Below are 25,419 nucleotides of genomic sequence, written 5' to 3' on the forward strand. Positions count from 1 at the left end.
GCTCCCAGGATGGCTCGTTCACCTCTCCCGGGAGTACGCCACCGTCGTACCGTGACCGCATGACGCCGTCTCGCGCCGACTCCCCCGCGGATCTCCTCATCACGGGCTGCGCCGCCCTCGTGCACGACGAGGAGGAAGGGATCGGGTTCGTCGAGGACGCCTCGATCGCCGTACGCGGTGGGGCCATCGAGTACGTCGGCTCTGCCGGGGCCGGGGCCGGCGCCCATGCCGAACCGCCCGCGACCGAGCGCATCGACGCCCGCGGCCAGGTCGCCCTGCCCGGTCTCATCAACTGCCACACCCACGCCCCGATGGTCGCCCTGCGCGGAGTCGCCGAGGACCTGCCGGCCGAGGAGTGGTTCAACGACGTCGTCTGGCCCATCGAGTCGAACCTCACCCCGAAGGACGTGGAGCTGGGCGCGCGGCTGGCGTGCGCCGAGATGATCCGCGGCGGCGTGACCTGTTTCGCCGACCACTACTTCGCGATGGACACGGTCGCCGCCGTGACGGCCGAGAGCGGTCTGCGCGCGCACCTGGGGGAGGCCTACTTCTCCTCCCAGGGGCCCGAAGGACGCCAGAAGTCACTGGAGTTCGCGCTACGGCACCGGGGTGGCGCCGGCGGACGCATCACCACCGCACTCGCCCCGCACGCCCCCTACACCGTCGACGAAACCGACCTCGCCGCGACTGCCGAACTCGCCCGCGAACACGGCCTGCCCGTCCACCTCCACGCCTCCGAGAGCCGCGACCAGACCGACAACAGCCTCGCCCGGCACGGCGTCACGCCCATCGAAGTGCTGGAACGCACCGGACTCCTCGGCCTGGACGCGGGTGTGCTGATCGCGCACGGCACTGGCATCATCGAGCGCGACCTTCCCGTCCTGGAGCGGGCGACGGGGCCGGTCGCCGTGGCGTCGGCACCCCGCGGCTATCTGAAGTTCGCCTGGCCCGCCACTCCGGTACGGGCCCTGCGCCGTATCGGCGTCGACGTCGGGCTCGCCACGGACGGCGCCGCCTCGAACAACTCGCTCGACGTGTGGGAGTCCATGGCCCTCACCGCGCTCGTGCAGAAGTCGACCGAGGGCGACCCGCGCTGGCTGACCTCACGGCAGGCGCTGCACCACGCCACGCTCCAGAGCGCCCGGGCCGTCGGTCTGGGGGACCGCGTCGGCAGCCTCGCACCCGGCCGACGCGCCGACATCATCCTGGTGGACATCAGCGGCCCGCACGCCCAGCCCGTCCACGACCTCGCCGCCACCCTCGTGCACAGCGCCCGTTCCTCCGACGTCCGCACCACGATCGTCGACGGGCGCGTCCTCATGCGTGACCGGGAACTCCTCACCATCGACCTCCCCGCGACCGTGGAGGAACTCGGCGCGCGCCTGCCCGCGCTGGTGGACCGCACCCACGGGAGGCGGATCCAGGAGTACGACAAGCCGCCGGAGTAATCGTCGGAGAAGTGGTCGCCGGGCACGTGGGCGTTGGACATTGAGCGTCGGACACGTCACGTGTGGAATTCGGTGCGGAAAGTCACCCAGCAGGGCGTTTTCTGAGAGCTTCCTCACCGTTCTGCGTTGACCAAGTGTCAACTACGTCTCATTACCGTCACGTCAAGAGCCGTTCACCCCCTGGAGGGCGTTTAACTCTACGAGTACAGGCTTTACAGGGAGGTGCAGGGTGAACGGGAGAACAGTGCTGAAGCGCTTCCCCGCAGGCGGGCCGCGCGGCTCGTGGCCCGCCGAGGAGTTCGCGCAGGCGCGCCGCCTGGAGGGTCAGGCCGCGGAGGTCGTCATGGACCTCGCCACCGACACGTTCCTGGTGATCGTGCGCGGAGCCGACTCCGGAGAGTGACCCATGAGTGACTCCGGAGAGTGACCAGTGAGTGGGTCCCCGAGACCCGTCAACCCGCCTCCCTCGTCGGCACCTTCGCCGTGAACTGCTCCGCCTGCAGCGAGTACAGCTCCGCGTAGACGCCGCCCGTGGCCAGGAGTTCCTCCGGCGTGCCGGACTCCACCAGGCGCCCCTGGTCGAGGACGTGCACCAGGTCGGCGTGGCGCACCGAGGCCAGGCGGTGCGTGATGAGGATGACGGTCTGGCCGGTGTTCGCCAGGGCGCGGATCTTCTCGAAGACCTCCAGCTCGGCGCGGGCGTCGAGGGCCGCCGTCGGCTCGTCCACGATCAGGATGTGCCCACGCCGGTACGCCGCCCGCGCGATGCCGAGCCGCTGCCACTGCCCGCCCGACAGCTCGTGTCCACCGCTGAACCCGCGCGCGAGGAGCGTGTCGAGGCCGCGCGGCAGGTCCGCCACCACGTCCTGGGCCCCCGCCTCGGCGACCGACGAGGAGACGCGCTCGTCGGTCGGCGGCGCCGAGGGGCGGCCCACCGCGACGTTCACGCGGGCCGTGAAGGGCCACCTCTTGAAGTCCTGCGCCACCATCGCGATGCGTTCGGCGAGCTGCTGCCGGTCGGCGTTCGCCGTGTCCACGTCGTCCCACAGGATGCGGCCCTTGTCCGGTGTGTACAGCCCGGCGAGCAGCTTGACCAGGGTGGTCTTGCCCGAGCCGTTCTCGCCGACGAGCGCCACGATCCTGCCGAGCGGCACCGTCAGCGTCACGTCGGACAGGGCGGGCCGGGTCGCCTTGCCCGGGTACGCGAAGGTGACGTTCTCCAGGCGGATCTCGCGGGGGTCCGTGGGCAGCGGTTCCCCGCCCACCGGTATCGCGCGCTTGGCCGCCTCCACGTACAGACGTTCCATGTCGCCCACGAACAGCGCTTCCTCGTGCAGGGCGTTGAGCTCCAGGACGAGCGTGTCGAGGCTGGCCGAGCCGGTGCGGATCGCGATGACCGCCGTCCCCGCCACGGACAGCGCCATGGCGCCCGCGAGCAGCAGTGCGCCGAGCGTCGCGTACGTCGCCACGGTCGCGAGCCCCGTCCAGGCGGCGGCGATGAGCCCCGTACGGGCCGCCAGGCGGGCCAGGCGCGCCTGCTCGGCCTCCGCCGTCTCCGACATCGAGCGGAAGTGGCGCAGCAGGAACGGGCCCACCCCGTGCACACGGATCTCCGGGGCCGCCTCCGGCTGGGTCAGCAGTTCGCTGATCAGGCGTCCCGCACGCGCGTGCTGCACCCAGGCGTGGAACGACTCGTAACGGCGCCGGGCGATGGTCAGCGAGCTCCAGGCGCTCGGCAGCGTCATCGTGACGAGCAGCGGGAGCAGGGCCGGGTGCAGCACGGTCAGCACGCCCGCCGCTGCGACCAGCGAGATCATCGCGTTCACCACGCGGGCGGCGTAGGAGATCATCCGGCGCGCCGACTGGGCGCCGTACTTCGCGGTGTCGAGCAGCTTGTGGAAGGCGTCGTCCTCGATGGCGGCCAGCTCCACGGCCGCCGCCCGCTCCAGGTACAGCTCGGTGGCCACCCGTTCGACCTTGGGTTCCAGGCGGCCGGTGCCGTGCGTGGAGACGGCGCGCAGCAGGGCGGCCAGCAGCATGACGGCGGCGATGGCGACGAGGGCCGGGACAGCGCCCCGTAACCGGTCCCCGACCGGGCCGGCGGCCATCAGCCGGGCCAGGACGGTGTTGACCGCCAGCAGGCTCACCGCCTGGGCCAGGCCCCGGCCGACCTCTGCGGCCAGCACGGTCCGGGCGGCGCGCCGGTCCGCCTGCCAGGCCAGCCGGAAGCTGGAGGCGAGCAGTGACGGGAGCCGCCTCACCATGGCGCGGAAGTTCAGCTCCAGGAACGCGTCGGCGTGCTGCGACCAGCCCGTGTCGTACCGGAGCGGCCCGCCGAAGAGGAGCACCTCGGAGTCGGAGATCTCCGGCTGGTGGTCATTCTCGCGTGTACGTGGCGGGCGTGGCGTTCGTGGCGTTCGTCGTGCGCGCGGTGTTCGTTTGTTCGAGTCGGGCGCTTTCCCCACCCCGGGCCTCCCCCGATCGTCGGCGAACGCCACTATCGCGGGGCGGACGCCGGGGGACCAGAGCGCGCGACCGTCTCGCGGCGGCTCGTACGGAGCACGGCGGCGCGAGCCGTCGGACGGCTGTGCGCGGGGAGTGAGCGTGGGGGAGCTGCGAGGGAGGAGCGGCTGGGCGGGCAGGGGGAGTGGCGGCCCGGAGGGTGGTGACGGCCGCGCGGCTCGGGGGACCGGAACGCCCCCGACCCGAGACCGGCCCGCCACCACCGGCCCGGCGGACAGCGCTCGCGCGCCCCGCGGCGGGCTCCCGCTCAGGCGCTGATCGGCCGCGACCAGGCCGGCGTCGTCCCCGTCGCCCGGCACAGGGCCAGGTAGAGCGGTATCGGCGGGGTGTACGGGATCGTGCCGACGGGCTTGTGGATGAGGTCGGGGGCGGCGGGGGTGTCGGGCAGGACGGCGCCCGCGACGTACCGGACGGGCTCCGGCCACTTCAGGGCGTAGTCGGAGTCGGAGGGCACGATCCACCACCAGTGCGTACCGTCGGCGTACACGCACCCCACGCGCGGCAGCCGCGGCAGCACCTCGGGGCCGAGTTCCGCGGGCACTCCGACCGCGTCACAGCCCATGGGGGCGGTCATGCCCTCGGGCAGCGCGAGCCGCTGGGGCGTCTCGGGGGTCCGCTGACCGCGCCGGAGGCGGATCAGGGTGTCAAGGCACACCACCGGGGCCGTACGGCCCCCCGAATCCGCACCGGTCGACGCCCTCACACACTCCCCCGCTCTCGGCCGTGCTCGACCGCGAGGACCTCCACGGTCCCCGTCTCGTGGGACGCCTCCGTGCCGTTGCCCCGGTCCTCCGCGGGCGGCTTCTTCGCGCTCCAGCCCAGGTCGGACCGGGCGGCGGTGTTTTGGACGCGGTCCTGGACGCGCTCCTGGGCACGGTCGTGGCCGTGGCCCCGGCCACGACGGTCCGCGGGGGGCGGCACGGTGCGCAGGGGGCGCGCGGGGTCCGCCGGCCGCGACGCGTCCGCGGAGCGCTGAGCGGGGATGACCCCACGAGGCAGGTCCGCCCAGACCAGCAGCCCAGGGCCCGCGTCCTGCGCGCCCCAGGCACGGCACATGGCCTCGACGAGAAGCAGTCCCCTCCCGTGCTCCTCCTCGGGCCGCTGCGGCGAGGGGTGCGGCTCGCCCGGAGCGCACCCTTCGTCACGCACGGCTATCCGGACGAGGTCGTCACGGTCGTGCAGCTCGCAGACGACCCGGCGGCCGGCCGCGTGCACGATGGCGTTGGTGACCAGCTCGGACACGACCAGTGCGGCCGTGTCGCAGGTGTCCTCGCACAGTGCCCAGCCGGACAGCCGGGCGCGCGTCATCCGCCGGGCGTGAGCCACGGAACCCGGGTGCGCGGCCAGTTCGAAGCGGAACCGGCGTTCGACGGCCGCCTCGACGGCCGCGTCGGGGCGCACCCCGGCCGCCGGTCCGGGAGCGAACCGGTCTTCGGCGGCATCTGTTCCTAAGGGCGCAGGCGGAATCACAGTTGCCACTATCTCCTCGCCTCGAACACTTGGCAAGAGTCACTCTGAAAAATGCAGAGTGCGGTGTGACTCTCTGAAAGGTCGTGGCACACTGCTCGGTAACAGCACGTGACGCGGCGCCAGTTGGATCCCTGCACGAGTGCACAGGTGTGTGACCACGTAAACACGCACGGGCACGGCAAGGCTTCGGACGGGCGCCGCAGGGCTGTCGAGACCAGGAGGAGCACCAGTTACGGGCCAGGAGGAGGGGCGAGGTGAGCGAGCCGCGGTCCGCGCCGACGGTCGGTCAGGTCGTTCTCGGCCGACGCTTGTTGGACCTGCGGGAGCAGGCGAACCTGAAGCGCGAGGAGGCCGCACGCATCCTGCGCGTCGCACCCGCCACGGTCCGCCGTATGGAGATGGCAGAGGTCGCCCTCAAGATCCCGTACCTCCAGCTCCTGCTGAAGGCGTACGGCATCACCGACGAAGAGGCCGAAGCCTTCGTCCAGTTGGCCGAGGAGGCCAACAAACCCGGCTGGTGGCAGCGGTTCCACGACATCCTGCCGGGCTGGTTCTCGATGTACGTCAGCCTGGAGGGCGCGGCGAGCACCATCCGCTCGTACGAACCCCACTTCGTGCCCGGACTGCTGCAGACCGAGGAGTACGCCCGTGGCGTCCTGCGGTCGGGTGCCATCGGGCAGACCAGCCCTGAGGACATCGAACGTCACGTGGCGCTGCGCATGCAGCGGCAGGGCCTGCTCACGCGTGAGGACGCGCCCCGCTTCTGGGTCGTGATGGAGGAGACGACCCTGCGCCGTCCCGTCGGCGGCCCCGAGGTCATGCGCGCCCAGATCGACAGGCTGCTCGACGCCACGGCGTTGTCCAACGTGACGCTGCAGATCGCGCCGTTCGACCGGGGGCCGCACCCCGGGACGTACGGGCCCTTCGTGCTGTTCCGATTCGCCGTGCCGGAGCTTCCCGACATGGTCTACAGCGAGTACCTGACCGGTGCCGTCTACCTGGACGCGCGCAACGAAGTGGCAACCCACCTCGAGGTCATGGACCGCATGGCGGCCCAGGCCGCCACAGCACATCGCACGAAGGAGATCCTCCGGGATCTCCGCAAGGAGCTGTGAATGGATCGCATCAAGCCCCAGTCCCGCAACCAGTCGCACATGCGCGCCTACAACGGCATGCCCGCCCGGGAACTGGGCAGCGAGGGCTGGCACAAACCGTGGAGCGGTGGCAACGGCGGCAACTGCCTGGAGGCGATGAAGCTCGCCGACGGCCGGATCGCCGTACGCCAGTCCACCGACCCGGACGGGCCGGCGCTGATCTACACGCCCGACGAGATGAACGCGTTCATCAAGGGAGCGAAAGCGGGGGAGGCCGACTTCCTGCTGTCGTGAGTTCCTTGTTCAGCCAACTGTTCACTGGTTCAGTCAACTTCCCTGATTTTGCTAATGAATTGAGCGTGGGCTTGGTGGAATCGATCGCCAACGGCCGCAACGACTTACGGAGTTCTCCATGACCGGGCAGGGCCCCCTGAAGCTCGACACGAGCAAGCCGCATCCGGCGCGGACGTACGACTGGTTCCTCGGCGGCAAGGACAACTACCCCGTCGACGAGGAACTGGGCCGCAAGATGCTCGCCCTCGATCCCCGGACGCCGGTGATGGCCAAGGTCAACCGCGCGTTCATGCACCGCGCCATACGCTGGTTGGCTGACAACGGTGTCCGTCAGTTCCTGGACATCGGCACGGGCATCCCGACCGAGCCCAACCTGCACCAGATAGCCCAGCGGGTCGCGCTCGACGCCCGCGTCGTGTACTGCGACAACGACCCGATCGTGCTGGCCCACGCGGAGGCCCTGCTGCGCGGCACGCCCGAGGGCGTGACCGAGTACGTGCAGGGCGACGTGCGGGAACCCGACGCCATCATGGAGCGGGCCGGCGAGATCCTGGACTTCAGCCGGCCCGTGGCGCTCTCGCTCGTGGCGCTGCTGCACTTCGTCACCGACGAGGACGGCGCGTACGACCTCGTGGACCGGCTGCTGTCGCGGCTGCCCGAGGGCAGCTACCTCACGGTGTCGCACGCCACGGCGGACTTCACGCCGGAGAAGTCGAAGGCCGCGGTCGAGACGTACCGGGCCGGCGGCATCAACCTGGCGCTGCGCTCCCGCGACGAGGTCGGCCGTTTCTTCCAGAACCTCGAACTCGTCGATCCCGGCGTCTCGCTGGTCACCGACTGGCACCCGGAACTGGGCGAGCCCGTGCCGGGCCAGGACGACGACGTCATCCCGGGCTACGGGGCGGTGGGCCGCAAGGTGTGACGCGGGGCCCGTGCCGTGTGTGGAGCTGTCCCTGTCGGGGCCCTCCGGGGGCTACGCCGTCATGGGCCGGTCGTACGGCCCGATCGGTGCCGGAAGCCGTGCCGCACCGGTCAGATGACGGTCCACCGCGGCGGCCACCGCCCGTCCCTCCGCGATCGCCCACACGATGAGGGACTGCCCGCGGGCGGCGTCCCCGGCGGCGTACACGCCGGGCACGTCGGTCGCGAAGTCAGCGTCACGGGCGATCAGACCGCGCCGGTCGAGCGTGACACCCAGCTGGTCGATCAGGCCGTCCTCCCGGTCGGGCCCGGAGAAGCCGAGGGCGAGCAGGACGAGGTCCGCGGGGATCGTGCGCCCGGTGCCCGGCACCTGGCGTCGCCCCGCGTCCACCTCGACCAGGTGCAGCGCCCGCACATGCCCGTCCTCGTCCCCCGTGAAGCGGAGCGTCGACGCCGCGAACAACCGCGCGTCCGCTTTCGCCGCCGGCGCGGTCCGAAGGTCGCGCGCCTCCTCGTGCGCCGCCGAGAGCCGGTAGATCTTCGGATACGTCGGCCACGGCTCGGTGTCCTCGTCGCGCTCGGACTGCGGCAGCGGGTAGATGTCCAGCTGGGTCACTGACGCCGCGCCCTCCCGCACGGCCGTCCCCAGACAGTCCGCCCCCGTGTCACCGCCCCCGACGATCACCACGTGCTTCCCGGCGGCCGACAGCGGCGAGACCTCCAGATCCCCCTCGCACACCCGGTCGGCGAGCGGCAGGTACTCCATCGCCTGGTGGATACCGTCCAGCGCCCGTCCGGGCACGTCCAGGTCCCGCCACGCGGTCGCCCCCGTGGCGGTCACCACGGCGTCGTACCGCGACCGCAACTCGTCCGCCCCGATGTCCCGCCCGACCGCTGTCGACGTACGGAACTTGGTGCCCTCGCCCCGCATCTGCTCCAGCCGGCGGTCCAGGTGCCGCTTCTCCATCTTGAACGCAGGGATGCCGTACCGCAGCAGCCCGCCGATCCGGTCGGCCCGCTCGAACACCACCACGGTGTGTCCGGCCCGCGTCAACTGCTGGGCCGCGGCCAGCCCGGTGGGACCCGAGCCGATCACCGCGACCGTCCGCCCGGTGAGCCGGTCCGGCGGCCGGGGTGGCGCGAAGCCCTCGGCCCAGGCCCGGTCGGCGATGGCCACCTCGACGTTCTTGATGGTGACCGCGGGCTGGTTGATCGCGAGCACGCATCCGGCCTCGCACGGCGCGGGGCACAGCCGTCCGGTGAACTCCGGGAAGTTGTTCGTGGCGTGCAGCCGGTCACTCGCCGCCCGCCAGTCCTCCCGCGAGACGAGGTCGTTCCACTCGGGTATCAGGTTTCCCAGCGGACAGGCGTCGTGGCAGAACGGTATGCCGCAGTCCATGCAGCGGTCGGCCTGCTTACTGATGATCGGCAACAGGGCCCCGGGGACGTAGACCTCGTCCCAGTCCCGCACACGCTCCTCGACGGGCCGGCGGGGCCACTCCTGACGTGGCGTGGTCATGAAACCCTTGGGATCGGCCATGGCCGTGTCCCCTTACGTGACATACGCGTACGGCGTGGCCGTACGACCTGCGGACATCGGTCTGCGCGAGGCCGTACGCCGTCGGGCGGCACTCCTTTCCCGCCACGATACGTGGCGGTCGCCGGATCCGCCCCGGCCGGCGCAGGCCCGTTCCCTTCAGGCACGCGTGCGCCTGTCACTCTCAGGCTGCCCGGGCGGGCGCCCGCGTACCCGCCTCAGGTCAGGGCGAGCACGTACAAGAGCGCCGCGGCGGCCGAGGCTATGCCCCGGATATGGTTCCACGTCGACCACTCGCTCACGTACGTCGGCCAGTACGCGGCAGCCTCCGGAGTGCCCGCGTCCAGCTTGGCCAGGGTCTCGTTGCGCGGCACGTTCGCCACCATCGTGACCCCGAAGCACCCGAACAGATACAGCGCGCTCCCCAGCAGCAGTTCCACCGTCCCCTGGTCCGGCCACAGCACGAACGTGACCACCGCCAGCACGGCGCACAGCACGGCCGACCCGGCGAAGAGGAGCATGAAGGGCGGCCTCAGCGCCGCGACGTTGATGGCCTGCATCGCTGCCACCCCCTGCGCGGGCGGCAGCGCGGCGAGAGCCCTCATCACGAATGTCGAGAACCCGCAGAACACCCCGGCGACCAGACCCGTCCCGAGCACACCCAGCACCGTCAGCACGTAGTACGGCCCATCGATCATGATCACTCCCGCATCGTCCCCCGAAACCCAGAGCCTGTCCGGCCCCTGTCGCCACCACAAGTGAAATGCCGTACGGGCACAGCGGCCATCGCCGAGATGCGCACGCCCATACGCGAGCGTCCAGAGCGCTCCCGCACATGAGCGCCCGGCGCCGGGGCCGCTCTCTCACGCCGTCCGGTCACGCCCGTCCTCCCCACTCGCCCACCGCCACTGCCCGTCCCCGTCGGTCTACCGCCACGGCCTGTCCTCCTCGGCCTCCCGCCACCTTCGCAATGTCGCCTCCACCACTCCCGAGATCCGCCGTCGTGCCTCGTGCCGGGGCACCCCGCTCATCAGGAGCTGGTCGTACGACGTCTCCACATGCCGTACGGAGGCGATGACCGCCGAGGTCACGGCGATCTCGGACAGCGCCCGCCCCGCGGCGCTCCGGCCCACCCGCCCGCTGCCCCGCACCGAGGCGTGTGCCGCGATCGCCCCCGCCCGCCCGGCCGGGCAGCCGGGAAACAGCCGCAGGATCTCCGCCGCGAACGCGTCGGTGAACCGCACGTCCTCCGCGGCACGCCGCCGCGCGTCCCGCGCCCGGCGCCGTCGGCGTGCCTCCGCGTCCGCCAGACACCGCTCCTCGGCCCGGGCCAGTCCCTCTTCCTCGACCAGGACGCCCTGCCGCTCGTACCGGCTCCTCCTCCGGTTGAACCGCACCACCACCGCGGACAGCGTGCTCTCCTCCCGTGACCTCCGCGTCAGCGCGGTGTCACCCCGCGGCAGGAACACCAGATGCCCGAGATCCACGCAGTCGAGGCACCTCGGCACGCCGTCCTCCAGGACCAGCAACGCCAGCGGTCCGCTCCGGCACTCGGCGCAGTGTTTCCTCCTGAGTGCCTGGATCACGACAAGCCCGATGCGGGCCGGGGGAGTTGCAAGTGCCGTCATACGCGGATCATTCCCGTCCCGACCGGCACTTCACTCAGTTCACGGCCTCATGATCGGCCTCTTCCCGGGGACCTTCCGCCGCCCGCGTCGCGCCCGAGGAGTCCGCCTCCCGCCCCTGACCGCTGTCAGGGCCGCTCTCGGGGCCGTGCGGCTCCGCGGGGCATCATGGGCCGTGTGCGACTTGAAGCGATCACCTGGGAACGGCTCGGCGACCTCCTCGCCGACCGCCTGCTCGACCTGAAACCGGACGACGGCAGCCCCTGGCCTCGCATCGCGTTCGACGGAGCTCCCGCCGCCCGCCCCGGCGATCTCGCCCAGCGCGTCTGCGAGGCACTGCGCGTACGCGGCCGGCCCTCGCTCGTCGTCGGCACGGACGGTTTCCTGCGTCCCGCGTCCCTCCGCTTCGAGCACGGGCACGAGGACGTGGAGGCGTACTACAGCGGCTGGTTCGACACGGCCGCCCTGTGGCGTGAGGTCTTCGGCCCCCTCGACCCCGGCGGCGACGGCCGCGTCCTGCCCGACCTGTGGGACCCCGCCACCGACCGCGCCACCCGCAGTCCCTACGTCCCACTCCCGGCCGGTGGGTTCCTGTTGCTGCACGGCCCTCTCCTCCTCAAGCACTGGTTCCCCTTCGACCTGTCCGTCCATGTCCTTCTCTCGGCGGGCGCTCTGCGCCGCCGCACCCCCGAGGCCGAGCACTGGACGCTCCCCGCCTACGAGCGCTACGCGATGGACACCGGCCCGGCGGAGACGGCGGACGTCGTGGTGCGCGCCGACGACCCACGGCGCCCCGCCTGGAACGGCTGAGTACCGGTGCGGCCCTCTGCCAACCGCCGGCGGACTTCATAAAGAGCTTTTACATGCACGTGCATGAAAGTATGCTGCGGGACATGACGATCTCCTTCGACGAACCCGTCCGCGATCTGCTCGACGCCAGGAACTTCGCCAGCGTCGCCACCCTCGGCCCCGGCGGGGCTCCCCAGAACTCGGTGGTCTGGATCAAGCGCGAGGGCGACACCGTCCTCTTCTCCTCCGTCGCCGGCCGGCAGAAGGTCCGCAACCTGCGCCGTGACCCGCGTGTCAGCGTCTCCGTCTTCGATCTCACCAACCCCTACTCCTCGGTCGAGATCCGCGGTACCGCCCAGATACTCCCCGATGACGACAAACGCCTCCCGTACGAGCTCTCGCACAAGTACCTCGGCATCGACCCTCCCGCCGAGAAGGACGACGAGGCGCGCGTGATCGTCCGCGTGGTCCCGGAGAAGATCGTGAGCTTCTCGGCCTGAGCCTCTCGGGTCCGGCCGGGGCCTTCGAGGGGCGTGGGCGGCCTGCCGAAGGTGTGGCGCTCCGGGTGCGTTCCCTCGGCGGCGCGGCGAGAATGTTGGGGCCGGGACCAGCGGTGCGTCCCGCGCCGCGCCGGCCGTCCGGCAACGGGAGGTACTTCATGACCACTGCCGGAGACATCATGCACCGTGGCGCCCAGTGGATCCCCGCCCACGAGACCCTGGACCGTGCCGCGCAGCTGATGCGCGAGCTCAATGTCGGAGCCCTGCCCATCAGCGACGAGAACGAACGGCTCTGCGGCATCCTGACCGACCGCGACATCGTGGTGGGCTGTGTGGCCGTGGGGCACGACCCCTCACGCGTCACCGCGGGCGAGATGGCCAAGGGCACACCGCGCTGGATCGACGCGAACGCCGACGTCGGCGACGTGCTCCGGGAGATGACGGGGCACCAGATCCGCCGGCTTCCGGTCATCGAGAACAAGCGCCTCGTCGGCATGATCAGCGAGGCCGACCTGGCCCAGCACCTGCCCGAGGAACAGATCGGGTTCTGGGTCGAGAGCGTCTACGCGAAGGGCACCTCGCGCTGACCCCCGGGCCCGCGCCGGCTCGCCGGCGCCGTGCCCGTCGGGAGCGCACCCTCGCCCGGTTCCGTGACGGGTCGGTGCCTGGTGCCCGGCCCTGCGTCCCGGGCGGGGGAGGTCAGAGCCAGCCGTTGCGCTTGAAGCCCCGGTACAGGGCGGTGCAGGCGCCGGCTATGACCACCCAGACCATCGGGTAGCCGAGCTTCCAGTGCAGCTCCGGCATGTACTCGAAGTTCATGCCGTAGACCCCGCACACCATCGTCGGCACGGCGATGAGCGCCGCCCACGCCGTGATCTTCCGCATGTCCTCGTTCTGCGCCACGCTGACCTGCGCGAGGTGCGCCTGGAGGATGGAGTTCAGCAACTCGTCGAACGCGGCTATCTGCTCGGTGGCCCGCAGCAGATGGTCGGAGACGTCCCGGAAGTAGGCCTGTATCTCCGGCGCGACCACCCGCTCCGGCCGGGTGGCGAGCTCCAGGATCGGGCGGGCGAGCGGGGCCACCGCCCGCTTCAGCTCCAGCAGTTCGCGCTTGAGCTGGTAGATGCGGCCCGGGTCCGCCCGCGCGCCGTTCTCCGCGAACACGTCCGTCTCGACCTGGTCGATGTCCGCCTGGACCGAGTCCGTGACGTTCAGATAGTCGTCCACGACGTGGTCCGCGATCGCGTGCAACACCGCGGCCGGGCCCTTGGCGAGCTGCTCGGGGTTCGCCTCCAGCTCCTCGCGCAGCGGCCCGAGCGAGCCGTGGCGGCCGTGCCGCACCGTGATCACGAAGTCATGGCCGACGAAGACCATGATCTCGCCGGTGTTCACCACCTCGCTGGTCGCCGTCAGCTCCTTGTGCTCGACGTAGCAGACGGTCTTGAACACGGCGAACAGCGTGTCGCCGTAGCGCTCCAGCTTCGGGCGCTGATGGGCCTCGACCGCGTCCTCGACCGCCAGCGGGTGCAGCCCGAACAACTCGGCGATGCCCGCGAACTCGCGCGCCGTGGGCTCGTGCAGCCCCAGCCATACAAAGCCGTCGTCCGTCTTGCGGACGCGCTGGACGGCATCGACGAGGTCGCCACTGCCGGGCACGCGCTGCCCGTCCTGGTACGTCACGCAGTTGACCACCGCGGAGCCCAGCGGGGAGCGGGCCGGGTGGCTCAGGTCGACCCGGGCGCCGCGCCGTGCCAGCCGTGCCATCCTGCGGAAGCCGTTCACCCTGCCGAGGCCCGTGACCTTCCGCAGATTCCCTGCCATGGACATCTGGATCTCCTCGCGTGGATCTCCTCGCGCCGCTCTTGCGCCTTGTCGCGGCCAGTCTGCCAGCACCGATTGAGTAACGGGTAAGGCTGTGGGAACGGAACGCTCCGCTTCATTTCCCGGCCTCTCGGGCCGACGGCTCCGTTCTGGACCGTACCCGCGGCCGGGCAAGCAGGGGTGGCTGCGGGAGCGTCACCGTGCTGAACAACACAGATAAATGGGATGATCGCGGCATGACGGGAACCGACGAGTATCTCCTCGACAACCAGCAGGCCGAGGCGGGAGCGCGCTTCGAGGCCTTCGCCACGCTTTTCGACCCGATCACGTTCCGGCACCTCCAGGACTTCGGTATCGGGTCGGGCTGGCGCTGCTGGGAGGTCGGCGCGGGAGGCACCTCCGTGATCTCCTGGCTCGCCAAGAAGGTCGGTCCGACCGGCAAGGTCCTCGCGACCGACATCGACACCTCGCTCATGGCCTCGGCCGCGCGCCCGCCGGTCGAGGTCCGGGTCCACGACGTGGGCACGGACGAGCTGCCCGGGGAGGGTTTCGACCTCGTCCACGCCCGGCTCGTACTGGTCCATGTGCGGGAACGGGAGCGGGCGTTGCGGTCCATGATCAAGGCTCTGCGGCCCGGAGGGCGGATCCTGATCGAGGACGCCGATCCGGCCCTCCAGCCCCTGCTCTGCCCCGACGAGCACGGTCCCGAGCAGCAACTGGCCAACCGGTTGCGCCAGGGCTTTCGCGCGCTGCTCTCCGAGCGCGGCGCCGACCTCGCGTACGGCCGCAGGCTGCCGCGACTGCTCCGCGAGGCCGGACTGCGCGGCGTACAGGCCGACGCGTACTTCCCGGTCGCCTCGCCGGCCTGCGCCGCCCTTGAGTCCGCGACGATCCTTCAGATCCGCGACCAACTCGTCTCCTCGGGCCTCGCCACCGACCAGGAGATCGAACAGCACCTCGCGAACGTGGCCTCCGGCACCATGGACCTCGCCACCGCCCCGATGATCTCCGCGTGGGGGAGGAAGCCGTAAAGCCACGACGACAGGTGAAGTCTCCCAAGGCGCCCGTCCCCAGGGAGGCGGCGCGGCGCTGTCAGCTCGCCAGCTGCGGCCGCCCGGGTGGCCGCCCGCCCACCCGCCGCACCGCCAGTGCTCCGGCCCGGCACCCCTCGCCCGCCGCCTCCTCGGGCCCGGCGCCCGCGAGCAGGGCGGCCAGGAACGCACCGGTGAAGGCGTCACCGGCGCCTGTCGTGTCGCTGGGAGTCGCGGGAACGGCGGGCACACGCGCGCACACGGCACCGGACCGGGCCACCAGCGCCCCGTCAGCGCCCTGCTTGGCGACCACCAGCGGAACGTGACGGCTCAGCTCGGCCGCCGCGTCCGAAGCGTCGGGCAGGCCCGTGATCAGGCACGCCTCGTCGCGACTGGGCAGCAGTACGTCGATCCCCTCGATGAGCGCCAGGAAGCGGTCCAGACCCAACTCCTTGAGGAAACCGGCCGACGCCGGATCCAGGCTCACCGGTACGCCACGCGCGCGTGCCGAGTCCAGAGCCGCCGCGACCAGCGCCCGGCTCGGCTCGGAGAACAGCAGATAACCCGACAGATGCAGCCGGGCGACCCCGTCCAACAAGGTGTCCGACCAGTCACCGGGGTCGAGCCGCAGGCATGCCCCGCTGTCCGTCAGGAACGTCCGCTCGGCCGCCGCGTCCGTGTCGACCAGACAGATCACCGTTCCCGTCGGTGCCACCGGGTCGACCACGAGGCGTGGCCGTACGCCAGAGGCCTTCAGCTCCCGTTCGTGCCACGCGGCCGCGTCCTCTCCCACCCGCCCGAGCAGCAGTACCTCCGCGCAGCCCCAGTGAGCCGCCCAGCACGCCACGTTGGCGCCCGCGCCTCCCGGCAGCGTCCGCACCGAGGCTGCGGTGTCGGTCCCCGACGAAAGCGGTCCGCGGTGCCGGGCGACGATGTCGGTGACGACGTCCCCGACGACCAGAAGGGTGCCTCCGGGCGGTGGCACTTCCGAGGCGGGTCTGCGCCCCTGCCCGCCAGGACCGGTCACACCCCGGCCCAGGCCGCCGCGATGCGGGCCGCGAGCCGTACGTTCCCGCGCACCGCCGCCAGGTTCGCGCTCAGCGACGCGCCGTCGGTGTGCCGTACCAGGTAGTCGAGCAGGAACGGTGTGACGCCCTGACCGGTGACGCCCTCCTCCTCGCACGCGTGCAGCGCGTCGGCGAGCACGCGGGCGTGGAGCCCGGGATCCAGCTGCTCCTCCTCCGGCACGGGGTTGGCGACGATGAGCGCCGACTCCGGCCCGTCGAGCGCGTCCTGCGCGTGCATGACCTCCGCCACCCGCTCCGGTGACGGAAGCGTCCAGTCCACAGGATGTCCCGAGTCGGACAGGTAGAAGCCGGGGAAACGGTCCGTGCCGTACCCGGCGACGGCGACCCCCAGCGTCTCCAGGCGCTGCAGCGTCGCCGGCACGTCCAGGATCGACTTCACTCCCGCGCACACCACCGTGATCCGCGTGCGCGCCAGCAACCCCAGGTCCGCCGACTCGTCCTGGGTGACCGTCCACTCCCGGTGCACCCCGCCGAGCCCGCCTGTCGCGAACACCCGTACACCCGCGAGGGCCGCGAGCAGCGCGGTCGCCGACACCGTGGTCGCACCGCTCACTCCCGAGGCCACCGCGAGCGGCAGGTCCCGGTGGCCCAGCTTGCGGATCCCGTCCTCGTTCGCGATCCGCTCCAGCTGCTGCTTGTCCAGGCCGACGTGGGGCCGCCCGTCCAGCACGGCGATCGTCGCCGGTACGGCACCCTCCCGGCGCACGACCTCCTCCAGCTCCAGCGCGACCCGCAGGTTGCGCGGGCGCGGCAGCCCGTGCGCGATGATCGTGGACTCCAGGGCCACCACGGGACGACGGGCGTCGAGCGCCTCCCGCACCTCTTCGGACACCACCAGCATCACGCGCCTGCCTCCTGTCTTCCGGTTCTCCCTCATCTCTGGCGGGCGGCGCGCCCGGCCAAACCCTTGCGACCTGTGGGGGAGGCCACCAGCCTGGGTCACATGACGGACAACACGACACGTCTCGACCATGTGGTCCTCTGGGCCCGTGACCCGATCGCCGCGGCCGACTTCTACGAGAAGGCCGTCGGACTGCGGCCGGTGAGGCTGACCGAGTACGCCTCCGGCCAGGTGCCGTTCCCCTCGGTGCGAGTCAACGAGGAGACCATTCTCGACCTCATGCCGCTCACGATGGCGGAACGCATGACCATGGTGCCCGGGGCCGCCGACAGCGCGGGACACCCGGTCAACCATGTGTGTCTCTCCTTCGAGGCCGCCGACTTCGAGGAGCTGAGGGCCCGCCTCGAGGAGCGGGGCGTACCCGTCTCGGACATCTCGTACGACTCGTTCGGCGCCCGCGGCATGGCCCGCCGCAGCTTCTACTTCCGCGACCCGGACGGCAACGTGTTCGAGGCACGGCACTACGCGTAGGCCATGGAGGCGGCGGCGCGGGAGCCAGGACGGTGGGTGCTTCCGGAGCCCTTCAGAACAAGGGCTCCGGAAGCACCCCTTCCAGTGCCAGTAGCTTCCGCTTGGTCTCCAGACCCCCTCCGAACCCGCCGATCCCACCGTCGCTCTCGACGACCCGGTGGCACGGCACCACGACCGGCAGGGGGTTCGACCCCATGGCCACGCCCACCGCCTGGGCCGCGCCGGGCTGTCCCACCCGCCCGGCCAGGTCGCCGTACCCCACGACCGATCCGTACGGGACGCCGGACGCCAGCTCGCGCAGCACCTGGCGGTTGAAGCCGGAGATCAGAGACCAGTCCAGAGGCAGGTCGAATCCGTGCCGCCGGCCCGCGAAATAGGCGTCGACCTGACGTATCACCTCGGTCAGCAGCGGGGAGTCCGGCGCCTCGACGGGCTCGGTGCCGAGCCGGGACGCCAGCCGGTCGAGTGCCTTGTCGCGGACCGTCTCCGTGGCGTGGAACACGACGTTCACCAGGCCGTCACGCGTCGCGGCCAGCAGCAACGGGCCGATGTCCGTGCCCACGACGGCCCACACGACCTGCTGCTCGCTCTGCCCATGGCTGTTCATACGACCCACCGTACGGCGCGCCACTGACAACGCCCGGGGTGCGGACACTCACGCACGTCCGCACCCCGGGCGAGGGCCGTCCCAGCGGCCCTTCAGTGGTCCTCCGTCTCTCGGTCCGTCAGCCCGTCAGCCCTGAGTCGCGTCCCGGACGACGTCGGGCTTGTTCGTGATGATGCCGTCCACGCCGTACCCGGCGACGCGGCGGGCACCGGCCGCGTCGTCGACGGTCCAGGTGAGGATCTCCAGCGGCCTGCCGTGCGGTCCGTCGAACGCCTGGATCGCGGCGACGTAGCTCCTGGAGATCGTGGTGTACGAAGAGTTGATCTGGTCGGCGAACGTCGCGTACTCGGGCAGATCGGTGATGGCGGGCGTGCCCAGGAATGCGGTCTTGACGCCGGGACGCAGCCGGTGAACCGTGCGCACGGTGTCGGCGCTGAAGCTCTGGACGACCAGGCTGTTCTTGAGGTGCGCCGGGCTGAGCCAGCCCTCGTTGCTCAGCAGCTTCAGGGTCTCCCGCTCGATGCCGGGGTAGAGGTCGGGGTTCTTGATCTCCAGGACGAGCTTCTGGTGGTTGTGCGACACGCGGTTCATGTACTGCTTCAGGGTGGGCACGCGTGCGCCCTTGTACCGGGAGCCGAACCAACTGCCCGCGTCCAGCCGGGCGACCTGCGCGGCGGTGAAGTCCCGCACGTTCCAGGGCGCCCGGCCGGGGTACACCTGTTCCACGTTCGTCGTGCGGGCCAGGGAGGCGTCGTGGAGAACGACGAGCTCGCCGTCCTTGGTGCGCTGGACGTCGTTCTCGACCCAGCGGAAGCCCATCTCGGCGGCCTTGTCCACGGCCGCCAATGTGTTCTCGGGCGCGTACGCGGAGGCTCCGCGGTGCGCCACCACGACCGGGCTGTCGCTCGTATCGGCAGCCTGGGCGTGGGAGGTGGGGAGGAAGAGGACGGTGGCCCCCATGAGCGCGGTGGTCGCGGTGGCAACAGCGCGCACGTGCATGCGTACTCCTCGCGTCGAGCGGTCACGGATAGCTCCAGAGTGACAGCAGAGGGTCAACGGGAGGAGGGCGCAGGATGGCCACGAATTGAATGGAGTTGCCCAAGTCCGCACACGGGCACCGCACAAGTGGGGCAAGGCCGTGTTTCTTTGCCGGATTATCGTTCGACCATTCCGGTGGCAGTCATACTCTCTGCCTCACCCCTGACTGCTTGTCGGTGGTTCCGGGGCGGGGGCATTTCAGTAAGTTCGTGATGTAACAGGGTGGGAAGGGCAGCCGCGCATGCAGGGCACGATCGACGGCTTCAGCTACGGACTCGTCACGCCGTTGGTGGCCTATCTCATGGCCTGCCTCGGCGGTGCGCTCGGTCTGCGCTGCACCACCAGATCGATGCTTGTCGCCGGCCGCTGGCGGGCCGGCTGGCTCGCCATGGGCTCCGCGGCGATCGGGTCAGGCATCTGGACCATGCACTTCATCGCGATGATGGGCTTCACGGTCCGGGAGACCCCGATCCACTACGACAAGCCGATCACGTTCGCGAGCCTCGCCGTCGCGATCGTCATGGTCGGTATCGGGATCTTCATCGTCGGCTACAAAGGGGCGACCGGAACGGCCCTCTTCACCGGCGGCACCATCACCGGTCTGGGCATCGCGTCCATGCACTACCTGGGCATGGCGGGCATGCGTCTCAACGGGAAGCTCGAGTACAACACCCTCACCGTGTCCGCCTCGGTCGTCATAGCGGTCGCGGCAGCCACCGCCGCCCTCTGGGCGGCCGGGCAGGTCCGCGGTTTCCTGTGGAGCGTGGGCGCCAGCCTCGTCATGGGGCTCGCCGTCACCGGCATGCACTACACGGGCATGGCCGCACTCAACGTCCACCTGCACGGCGCCGCTGGGGGCACCCCCGCGGGCGAATCCCCCGCGTCCCTGCTCGCGCCGATGCTGATCGGGCCGCTCGCCTTCCTTTTCCTCGCCGGCGTGGTCGTGCTGTTCGACCCCATGATGGTCATGGGCAGGCCCGCCGCCTGGACCACCACCGAGCAGCGCCCCGGCATCCCCGCCCATGCCACCGCCGCCCACCTCGGCAGGCGCCCCGCGGCCCGCTCCCGCCATCACCACGAAGGCACCCGGCGGCCGAGCTCCCGCACCCCGCAGAACTGGTGATCAGGGCCCGATGTCAGTGCGGAGTCGTACGGTGGATTCCATGCGGCCCGTATCAAAGATCGAACGCACGGTGGCGCCCATCGAGGTCGTCAGCCCGTACCAGCCGAGTGGCGACCAGCCCGCGGCCATCGCCGAGCTCGCGCGGCGCGTCGGCGCAGGTGAGAAGGACGTCGTGCTGCTGGGTGCGACCGGCACCGGCAAGTCCGCCACCACCGCGTGGATGATCGAGAAGCTTCAGCGCCCCACCCTCGTGATGGCGCCGAACAAGACCCTGGCCGCCCAGCTGGCGAACGAGTTCCGTGAACTCCTGCCGAACAACGCGGTCGAGTACTTCGTCTCGTACTACGACTACTACCAGCCCGAGGCCTACGTCCCGCAGTCGGACACGTACATCGAGAAGGACTCCTCGATCAACGAGGAGGTGGAGCGCCTGCGCCACTCCGCGACCAACTCGCTGCTCACCCGCCGCGACGTCGTCGTGGTCGCCTCGGTCTCCTGCATCTACGGCCTCGGTACTCCACAGGAGTACGTGGACCGGATGGTCCCCCTCAAGGTCGGCGACGAGACCGACCGCGACGACCTGCTGCGCCGCTTCGTGGACATCCAGTACACCCGCAACGACATGGCGTTCGCCCGCGGCACCTTCCGGGTCCGCGGCGACACCATCGAGATCTTCCCGGTCTACGAGGAACTGGCCGTCCGCATCGAGATGTTCGGCGACGAGATCGAGGCGCTCTCCACACTGCACCCCCTCACGGGCGAGGTCATCAGCGACGACGACCAGCTGTACGTCTTCCCGGCCTCCCACTACGTCGCCGGCCCAGAGCGCATGGAGCGCGCGGTCAACGACATCGAGAAGGAGCTGGGGGAGCGCCTGGCCGAGCTGGAGAAGCAGGGGAAGCTCCTGGAGGCCCAGCGGCTGCGCATGCGCACCACGTACGACATCGAGATGCTCCGCCAGATCGGCTCCTGCTCCGGCGTCGAGAACTACTCGATGCACTTCGACGGCCGCTCGCCCGGATCCCCGCCGAACACCCTGCTGGACTACTTCCCGGAGGACTTCCTCCTGGTCATCGACGAGTCGCACGTCACCGTCCCCCAGATCGGGGCCATGTACGAGGGCGACGCCTCCCGCAAGCGCACCCTGGTGGACCACGGCTTCCGACTGCCCTCCGCGCTGGACAACCGCCCGCTGAAGTGGGAGGAATTCCAAAAGCGCATCGACCAGACCGTCTACCTGTCAGCGACGCCCGGGCAGTACGAGCTCTCCCGTGGCGACGGCCACGTCGAGCAGATCATCCGCCCCACCGGCCTCGTCGACCCCGAGGTCGTCGTCAAGCCGACCGAGGGCCAGATCGACGACCTGGTGCACGAGATCCGGGGCCGCACCGAGAAGGACGAGCGCGTCCTGGTCACCACGCTGACCAAGAAGATGGCCGAGGACCTCACCGACTACTTCCTCGAACTCGGCATCCAGGTCCGCTACCTCCACAGCGACGTCGACACCCTGCGCCGTGTCGAGCTGCTCCGCGAGCTGCGCTCCGGAGAGTTCGACGTCCTGGTCGGCATCAACCTCCTCCGTGAAGGCCTCGACCTGCCGGAGGTCTCCCTGGTGGCGATCCTCGACGCCGACAAGGAGGGCTTCCTGCGCTCCGGTACCTCCCTCATCCAGACCATCGGCCGCGCGGCGCGCAATGTCTCCGGTCAGGTCCACATGTACGCCGACAAGATCACCCCGGCGATGGAGAAGGCCATCGAGGAGACCAACCGCCGCCGGGAGAAGCAGATCGCGTACAACAAGGAGAAGGGGATCGACCCCCAGCCGCTCCGCAAGAAGATCAACGACATCGTGGCGCAGATCGCCCGCGAGGACGTCGACACGGAGCAGCTGCTGGGCACGGGCTACCGCAAGGGCAAGGACGGCAAGGGCGCCAAGGCTCCCGTCCCCGCCCTCGGCAAGGCGGCCAAGGGCGCCAAGTCCACCAAGGGCAAGGCCGGGGAAACCGTGCCGACGGACCGTCCGGCGGCGGCACTCGCCGAGCAGATCGACGAGATGACCGAGCGGATGCGTGCGGCGGCGGCCGACCTCCAGTTCGAGATCGCCGCGCGGCTGCGCGACGAGGTGTCCGAGATGAAGAAGGAGCTGCGGCAGATGCGGGAGGCGGGTCTGTCCTGAGAGTCCTGCGCGCAGCGGCGGAGGGTACCGGGAGAGGGCCCCGCAGCACCGGCGCGGGCGCGCTGTGTTGCAAGACCGACACAAAGTGCGACCCAGGGTTCGGCACCGTCCGCGCTGAACCGTAGGGTGCTGGTCAACCGCGGACTCCGCGGCAACAGGGGACAGTTCGAGAGGGGAACGGCCCGTGACGGTCAACATGACCAAGGGGCAGGCCATCAGCCTGCAGAAGAACGACGGGGGCACGCTGACCGCGGTGCGCATGGGACTCGGCTGGCAGGCCGCCCCGCGTCGCGGGCTGTTCGGCTCCCGCACCCGGGAGATCGACCTCGACGCCTCGGCCGTGCTGTTCGCGGACAAGCAGCCGGTCGACGTCGTCTTCTTCCGCCACCTCGTCAGCGACGACGGCTCCGTGCGTCACACGGGCGACAACCTCGTCGGCGGTGTCGGCCAGGGGGGTGACGACGAGGCCATCCTCGTCGACCTGGCGCGTGTCCCGGTCCACATCGACCAGATCGTCTTCACCGTGAACTCCTTCACGGGCCAGACGTTCCAGGAGGTGCAGAACGCGTTCTGCCGCCTGGTCGACGAGACCAACGGCCAGGAGCTGGCGCGCTACACGCTGGACGGCGGCGGCAACTACACCGCCCAGATCATGGCCAAGGTGCACAGGGCCGGCGCGGGCTGGAACATGACGGCCGTCGGTTCCGCGGCCAACGGCCGCACCTTCCAGGACCTGATGCCGGCGATCCTGCCGGTCCTGTAAGCAGGCCGACGCACAGCGCACACAGTGACACAGGGGGGACGAAGGCGATGACGGCCGAGCTGGTCCGGGGGCAGAACCATCCGCTCCCCGAGGTCCGACTGGAGGTCCGTGTCTCGGCCGGCAAGCCGATCGTGGCGGGGGCCACGCTCAGCGACGAGCACGGCAAGGTGCACGGTGTGGAGTGGGTGGCCCATCCGGGCGCGCCCACGCTGCCCGGCCTCGAGGTGTCCAGGCAGGCGGCGGCCGACCACCGTCTCGCCTTCGACCTGGACGCCATGCCGCAGGCCGTGCACCGGGTGAGCGTGCTGCTCGCGCTGCCGTCCGGCGTCGGCGGCCCCGTCCGGTTCGGCGCCGTCGCCGCTCCCTTCCTCGCCGTCACCGGACTCGACGGCACCGAGATCGCCAGCTACACCGTCACCGGCCTGGACTCCGAGTCGGCCGTCGTCGCCCTGGAGCTCTACCGCCGGCAGGGCGCCTGGAAGGTCCGCGCGGTCGGCCAGGGATACGCGGGCGGCCTGGCCGAACTCCTCACCGACCAAGGCCTGACCGAGGCTCCGCAACTCGCGCGCGGCATCGACGAGGCGGTGGCCCAGGGACTGGCCCGCTCGGTGGCGGCGCCCCCGCCCCGGATCTCCGACGCCGATCGCCCCCGGCACGCCGCGGCACCAGCACAGGGCCCCGACCAGGCCCGCGGCGGCACCGCTCCCCAGAGCACCTCCCCGAACGCGTCGCCGCAACAGAGCCCCTACGGCGCCTCGGACCCCCAGGACGCCACGCGAGCCGGCCACGGTGCGACACCGCAGCCCGGATCCGTGCCGGCGGGACCGCCCGCCGTCACACCAGCCGCCGCACCCACCGCCGGCGACCCCGTCAACTACACGCACCCCGGCCGGCAGACCGCGGCGCCTCCGCCGCCACCGCCGACCGCGCCCGAGGCCCAGCCGGGACGGCCCGCGCAGCCTGTCGCCGGTGACGCCACCGGCTGGTCCATGGACGAGCGGCTCTACAACCAGGTGTGGGGCATGTTCGAGGACCTGGCCCGTACCACGGCCGCCTACCGCAGCGCCGTCGACTTCGCCGACTCCCGCATGGAGCAGGAGCTCGACAAGGCCCTGTCCGACCCACGCAACCGTATGGGCGGCCAGGGCGATGCCGCGCGCGAGGCAGCCCGGGCGAGGCACACCGAGCTCGTCGACCGGGCCAGGGAGGCACTCGACCGGGACCTCGCCCAGCTCAGGGCCGAGGCGGACGTCGTCGAGCCCGCGCTGCCCCCGGCGTACGCGCGCTGGGACAACCCCGTCTGGCACGGCTACCGCGTCCCGATGGAGATCCCCATGGCCCTGCGCCTGGGCGACCTCCACCTGCCCGAGAGCGAGAACCTGCGGATCCCGATGCTGGTCCGCCTGCCGCTGGAGCGCGGGCTGTGGATCGACAGCGGCCGCTCGGGATCCGGCGAGGCCGCGTTCACCGACTCCGACGAGCTGCGCGCCCTGGCTCTTCAAACCGCGACCGCACTGGCCGCGCGGGTCCTCGCGGTCTACCCTCCGGGCGAGTTCTCGGTGCACGTCATCGACCCCGCCGGCACAGGCGCGTCCGCGCTCGCGCCGCTGGTGCGGGCCGGTGTGCTCGCCGCTCCGCCCGCCGCCGGCGCCGCGGGCGTGGCCGACGTGCTGACCCGGCTCACCCAACGCGTCGACCTGGTGCAGATGGCCGTGCGCGGTGGCGCGTCCGACGCCCTGCCCCCGGGCTTCGACACGTCCGAACAGCTGCTGATCGTCAACGACTTCCCGCACGGCTTCGACGACCGGGCCGTCACGCAGCTGCGCTATCTCGCGGACGAGGGCCCGGCCGTTGGTGTGCACCTGATGATGGTCGCCGACCGTCAGGACGCCGCCGCGTACGGGCCGTTGCTCGACCCTCTGTGGCGTTCGCTGATGCGACTCACACCCGTGCCCGACGACCACCTCGCCGACCCCTGGGTGGGACATGCCTGGACGTACGAGCCCGCGCTCGTCCCACCGGGCAGCCAGGTCCTGGAGCAGGTCCTCACTCAGGTCGCGACGGCTCGCCGCACCTGGAGCCGTTGACCTGTCCGGGCTCCTCGCCAAGCGTAGGCAAAACTATCTGACCAGGGGTTTTGACTCACTTTTTGCTTAGCCCTTTACCTTTCCTTGGTGATTCGGGTAGTCTTTTCCGTAC

25 protein-coding genes are annotated in these 25,419 nt (G+C 71.0%); 14 read left to right on the top strand and 11 right to left on the bottom strand.

What is annotated here, in order from left to right; translation table 11 throughout:
• Positions 1-59 precede the first annotated feature (59 nt).
• Together AB0959_RS02350 and AB0959_RS02355 are read left to right on the top strand one after the other, a co-directional pair.
• The gene (locus AB0959_RS02350; RefSeq protein ID WP_366824347.1) at positions 60-1,448 is read left to right on the top strand and encodes an amidohydrolase; all 1,389 of its coding nucleotides are present in this window, start codon (positions 60-62) and stop codon (positions 1,446-1,448) included.
• A gap of 229 nt (positions 1,449-1,677) precedes the next feature.
• Positions 1,678-1,851 (top strand): hypothetical protein, encoded by a 174-nt coding sequence (locus AB0959_RS02355; RefSeq protein WP_322726353.1) that lies wholly within the window; start codon positions 1,678-1,680, stop codon positions 1,849-1,851.
• Positions 1,852-1,900: 49 nt separating this feature from the next.
• Here the strand turns inward: AB0959_RS02355 and AB0959_RS02360 are convergent, their stop codons facing one another.
• The 3 genes from AB0959_RS02360 to AB0959_RS02370 all read right to left on the bottom strand — a co-directional run bounded on the left by AB0959_RS02360 (position 1,901) and on the right by AB0959_RS02370 (position 5,450).
• Entirely contained in the window at positions 1,901-3,712 is a 1,812-nt protein-coding gene (locus AB0959_RS02360; protein ID WP_366824598.1) for an ABC transporter ATP-binding protein, read from the bottom strand.
• 506 nt (positions 3,713-4,218) lie between these two features.
• The gene (locus tag AB0959_RS02365) at positions 4,219-4,629 is read right to left on the bottom strand and encodes a hypothetical protein (RefSeq protein ID WP_366824599.1); all 411 of its coding nucleotides are present in this window, start codon (positions 4,627-4,629) and stop codon (positions 4,219-4,221) included.
• A 41-nt stretch (positions 4,630-4,670) separates the two neighbouring features.
• Positions 4,671-5,450, bottom strand: a complete 780-nt coding sequence (locus AB0959_RS02370) for an ATP-binding protein (protein ID WP_366824348.1) — start codon at positions 5,448-5,450, stop codon at positions 4,671-4,673.
• Between the two features lie 245 nt (positions 5,451-5,695).
• Between AB0959_RS02370 and AB0959_RS02375 the strand changes: the two genes are divergently transcribed.
• The 3 genes from AB0959_RS02375 (at position 5,696) to AB0959_RS02385 (ending at position 7,751) form a co-directional block, all read left to right on the top strand.
• Positions 5,696-6,556 (top strand): helix-turn-helix transcriptional regulator, encoded by an 861-nt coding sequence (locus AB0959_RS02375; protein WP_366824349.1) that lies wholly within the window; start codon positions 5,696-5,698, stop codon positions 6,554-6,556.
• Entirely contained in the window at positions 6,557-6,829 is a 273-nt protein-coding gene (locus AB0959_RS02380; RefSeq protein ID WP_366824350.1) for a DUF397 domain-containing protein, read from the top strand.
• Between the two features lie 118 nt (positions 6,830-6,947).
• The gene (locus tag AB0959_RS02385) at positions 6,948-7,751 is read left to right on the top strand and encodes an SAM-dependent methyltransferase (protein ID WP_366824351.1); all 804 of its coding nucleotides are present in this window, start codon (positions 6,948-6,950) and stop codon (positions 7,749-7,751) included.
• Positions 7,752-7,802: 51 nt separating this feature from the next.
• Here the strand turns inward: AB0959_RS02385 and AB0959_RS02390 are convergent, their stop codons facing one another.
• The 3 genes from AB0959_RS02390 to AB0959_RS02400 form a co-directional block, all read right to left on the bottom strand.
• Positions 7,803-9,290 (bottom strand): glutamate synthase subunit beta, encoded by a 1,488-nt coding sequence (locus tag AB0959_RS02390; protein ID WP_366824352.1) that lies wholly within the window; start codon positions 9,288-9,290, stop codon positions 7,803-7,805.
• Positions 9,291-9,505: 215 nt separating this feature from the next.
• Positions 9,506-9,985 carry an anthrone oxygenase family protein gene (locus AB0959_RS02395; protein WP_366824353.1) on the bottom strand — a complete coding sequence of 160 codons (480 nt, stop codon included), beginning with the start codon at positions 9,983-9,985 and terminating at the stop codon, positions 9,506-9,508.
• A gap of 228 nt (positions 9,986-10,213) precedes the next feature.
• Complete coding sequence (locus AB0959_RS02400) at positions 10,214-10,915, bottom strand: DUF2293 domain-containing protein (protein WP_366824354.1); 702 nt, start codon at positions 10,913-10,915, stop codon at positions 10,214-10,216.
• A gap of 165 nt (positions 10,916-11,080) precedes the next feature.
• Here AB0959_RS02400 and AB0959_RS02405 point away from each other — a divergent pair, with 165 nt between their 5' ends.
• The 3 genes from AB0959_RS02405 to AB0959_RS02415 all read left to right on the top strand — a co-directional run bounded on the left by AB0959_RS02405 (position 11,081) and on the right by AB0959_RS02415 (position 12,788).
• Entirely contained in the window at positions 11,081-11,722 is a 642-nt protein-coding gene (locus AB0959_RS02405; protein WP_366824355.1) for a uridine kinase, read from the top strand.
• Between the two features lie 83 nt (positions 11,723-11,805).
• Positions 11,806-12,201 (top strand): PPOX class F420-dependent oxidoreductase, encoded by a 396-nt coding sequence (locus tag AB0959_RS02410; RefSeq protein WP_366824356.1) that lies wholly within the window; start codon positions 11,806-11,808, stop codon positions 12,199-12,201.
• 158 nt (positions 12,202-12,359) lie between these two features.
• Positions 12,360-12,788, top strand: a complete 429-nt coding sequence (locus AB0959_RS02415) for a CBS domain-containing protein (RefSeq protein ID WP_366824357.1) — start codon at positions 12,360-12,362, stop codon at positions 12,786-12,788.
• 112 nt (positions 12,789-12,900) lie between these two features.
• On the opposite strand, the gene corA is transcribed toward AB0959_RS02415, so the two are convergent.
• Positions 12,901-14,028 carry a magnesium/cobalt transporter CorA gene (corA, locus tag AB0959_RS02420; RefSeq protein ID WP_366824358.1) on the bottom strand — a complete coding sequence of 376 codons (1,128 nt, stop codon included), beginning with the start codon at positions 14,026-14,028 and terminating at the stop codon, positions 12,901-12,903.
• Between the two features lie 230 nt (positions 14,029-14,258).
• Between corA and AB0959_RS02425 the strand changes: the two genes are divergently transcribed.
• Positions 14,259-15,053, top strand: a complete 795-nt coding sequence (locus tag AB0959_RS02425; RefSeq protein WP_366824359.1) for a methyltransferase domain-containing protein — start codon at positions 14,259-14,261, stop codon at positions 15,051-15,053.
• Between the two features lie 61 nt (positions 15,054-15,114).
• Here the strand turns inward: AB0959_RS02425 and AB0959_RS02430 are convergent, their stop codons facing one another.
• Together AB0959_RS02430 and AB0959_RS02435 are read right to left on the bottom strand one after the other, a co-directional pair.
• The gene (locus AB0959_RS02430; protein ID WP_366824360.1) at positions 15,115-16,038 is read right to left on the bottom strand and encodes a sugar kinase; all 924 of its coding nucleotides are present in this window, start codon (positions 16,036-16,038) and stop codon (positions 15,115-15,117) included.
• A gap of 38 nt (positions 16,039-16,076) precedes the next feature.
• Positions 16,077-16,982 (bottom strand): pseudouridine-5'-phosphate glycosidase, encoded by a 906-nt coding sequence (locus AB0959_RS02435; RefSeq protein ID WP_366824600.1) that lies wholly within the window; start codon positions 16,980-16,982, stop codon positions 16,077-16,079.
• Between the two features lie 102 nt (positions 16,983-17,084).
• Between AB0959_RS02435 and AB0959_RS02440 the strand changes: the two genes are divergently transcribed.
• Complete coding sequence (locus AB0959_RS02440) at positions 17,085-17,513, top strand: VOC family protein (RefSeq protein WP_366824361.1); 429 nt, start codon at positions 17,085-17,087, stop codon at positions 17,511-17,513.
• Positions 17,514-17,565: 52 nt separating this feature from the next.
• Here the strand turns inward: AB0959_RS02440 and AB0959_RS02445 are convergent, their stop codons facing one another.
• Both AB0959_RS02445 and AB0959_RS02450 read right to left on the bottom strand, forming a co-directional pair.
• Positions 17,566-18,120 carry a methylated-DNA--[protein]-cysteine S-methyltransferase gene (locus AB0959_RS02445; RefSeq protein ID WP_366824362.1) on the bottom strand — a complete coding sequence of 185 codons (555 nt, stop codon included), beginning with the start codon at positions 18,118-18,120 and terminating at the stop codon, positions 17,566-17,568.
• 126 nt (positions 18,121-18,246) lie between these two features.
• Complete coding sequence (locus tag AB0959_RS02450) at positions 18,247-19,119, bottom strand: glycerophosphodiester phosphodiesterase family protein (protein WP_366824363.1); 873 nt, start codon at positions 19,117-19,119, stop codon at positions 18,247-18,249.
• Between the two features lie 280 nt (positions 19,120-19,399).
• On the opposite strand from AB0959_RS02450, the gene AB0959_RS02455 reads away from it, so the two are divergent.
• The 4 genes from AB0959_RS02455 to AB0959_RS02470 all read left to right on the top strand — a co-directional run bounded on the left by AB0959_RS02455 (position 19,400) and on the right by AB0959_RS02470 (position 25,307).
• Entirely contained in the window at positions 19,400-20,281 is an 882-nt protein-coding gene (locus AB0959_RS02455; RefSeq protein WP_366824364.1) for an MHYT domain-containing protein, read from the top strand.
• 40 nt (positions 20,282-20,321) lie between these two features.
• The gene (gene uvrB, locus AB0959_RS02460) at positions 20,322-22,457 is read left to right on the top strand and encodes an excinuclease ABC subunit UvrB (RefSeq protein ID WP_366824365.1); all 2,136 of its coding nucleotides are present in this window, start codon (positions 20,322-20,324) and stop codon (positions 22,455-22,457) included.
• Positions 22,458-22,641: 184 nt separating this feature from the next.
• On the top strand, positions 22,642-23,220 hold the full coding sequence (locus AB0959_RS02465) for a TerD family protein (RefSeq protein WP_366824366.1): 579 nt from the start codon (positions 22,642-22,644) through the stop codon (positions 23,218-23,220).
• Between the two features lie 47 nt (positions 23,221-23,267).
• Positions 23,268-25,307: a TerD family protein gene (locus AB0959_RS02470; protein WP_366824367.1), complete on the top strand. Its 2,040-nt coding sequence runs from the start codon at positions 23,268-23,270 to the stop codon at positions 25,305-25,307.
• Positions 25,308-25,419 lie beyond the last annotated feature (112 nt).

The organism is Streptomyces sp. NPDC046862 (assembly GCF_040704615.1).
GTDB lineage: Bacteria > Actinomycetota > Actinomycetes > Streptomycetales > Streptomycetaceae > Streptomyces.